Source organism: Streptomyces sp. NPDC048057, assembly GCF_040653095.1.
In the GTDB taxonomy this organism is placed as follows: domain Bacteria; phylum Actinomycetota; class Actinomycetes; order Streptomycetales; family Streptomycetaceae; genus Streptomyces.
On the sequence record NZ_JBEZNF010000078.1, the window covers coordinates 1 to 1,843 of the forward strand.

The 1,843-nt window shown below is 68.8% G+C and carries 1 protein-coding gene; it reads right to left on the minus strand.

All coding sequences use genetic code 11. The features are described from left to right. On the minus strand, positions 1–1,843 hold a 1,843-nt coding region (locus AB0E05_RS36370), incomplete at both ends, for a condensation domain-containing protein (RefSeq protein ID WP_361971892.1).

Here is a 1,843-nt window from a genome sequence, read left to right on the forward strand (position 1 = left end):
TGAGTGTTTCTTTCCAGTAGGCGAGTTGTTGTGCTGCGAGGGAGTTCTCGTCGTTCTCGTCGCCCAGCAGTTCCTGCTGCCACAACGTGTAATCGGCGTATTGCACGGGAAGCGGAGCGAGCCCGGCAGGTCGCTCGTCCGGTGCCAGACAACGGGCTTCATAAGCTTGGAAGAGATCGTTCACCAAAGGCCCGGCCGATTCGCCGTCGGCGGCGATGTGGTGGAAGACGAGCGCCAGGGAGTGCTCGTCGGGTCCGGTGGTGAAGAGACGTGCGCGCAGCGGCAGCTCATTCGCCAGGTCGAATCCCTGTCGAATGACCTTCTTCAGCTCCTCGGAGAGCCCTTCCGGGGTGGTGCGGTGAAGGGGGAGGGCGGGTGCGGCGTCCTCGGGGGTGAGGATGTGCTGGTACGGGGTTCCCGAGACGTCGGGGAACGTGGTCCGCAGGCTCTCGTGCCGCTCCACCACGTCGGCGAGCGCACGACCGAGCGCCTGAACGTCGAGGGTGCCGGTGAGGTGGATGACGAAGGGGAGGTTGTAGGTCGGGTTCGGGCCTTCGAGCTGGTTGAGGAACCACAGGCGCCGCTGGGCGAAGGAGAGCGGGATCCGCTCCGGCCGGTTCGCCGGTCGAAGGGCCGGGCGGCGCTTCGCGCTGCTGTCGAGGTGACGTGCCAGCCCGGCGACGGTGGGGCTGTCGAAGAGGGCCCGTACGGGGATCTCGATGTCGAGGGTGGCGCGGATGCGGCTGGTGAGTCGGGTGGCGAGGAGGGAGTGCCCGCCGAGTACGAAGAAGTCGTCGTCGATCCCGATCCGCGGCAGGCCCAGCACCTCCGCGAACAGCTCCGTGAGGGCCTTCTCCTGGGCAGTCCGCGGAGCGCGGTCGGTCGTCTGGGTGGTGAAGTCGGGGGCGGGGAGGGCATTGCGGTCGAGCTTGCCGCTGGTGTTGAGGGGTAGTTCGGCGAGGGTGACGAAGGCGGCCGGGACCATGTGGTCGGGAAGCGTCGCGCTGAGGTGTTCCCGCAGGTCAGCCGCAGTGGGTGTGCACCCCGCCGCCGGGACGAGGTAGGTGGCGAGCTGGGGGGTGCCGGAGGCGTCGGTGTGGGTGTGCACGGCGGCATGGGCCACGTCGGGGTGTCGCACCAGCGCTGCTTCGATTTCGCCGAGTTCGATGCGGAAGCCGCGGATCTTGACCTGGTGGTCCGTGCGGCCCAGGTACTGGAAAGTGCCGTCGGCGTCCCGACGGGCCAGGTCCCCGGTCCGGTACATGCGGGCACCGGCCGGCCCGTACGGGTCGGGGACGAAGCGTTCGGCGGAGAGCCCCGGCCGGTTCAGATAGCCACGCGCCAGGCCCGCGCCGGAAACGTACAGCTCACCCGCGACACCGGGCGGGGCCAGACGCAGCTGCGCATCGAGGACGTAGAGGTGGGCGTTGGGGAGCGCGCGCCCGATGGTGCTGGTGGGAGAGGCGATGGTGGCGGTGGTGTGGGAGTGGTGGGTGACGTAGACGGTGGTCTCGGTGGGCCCGTACATGTCGGCGATGACGGGTGTGGTGTCGGGGTGCTGCTGGTACCACTGGTTCAGTCGGGTGGGGTCGAGTGCTTCGCCGGCGAGGATGACGGTGCGCAGGGCGAGGCGCCGGGCCGTGGCCGGGTCGTCGTCGTTGGCCTGGATGAGCTGGTAGAAGGCGGACGGCGTCTGGTTGAGAACGGTGACCTTCTGCTCCACGAGAAGGCGCAGCAGCTCGGCCGGGGATCGGCTGGTGTGGTGGGAGGCGATGACGAGCTTGCCGCCGTGGAGCAGGGCGCCGGAGATCTCCCAGACGGAGACGTCGAAGGAGTAGGAGTG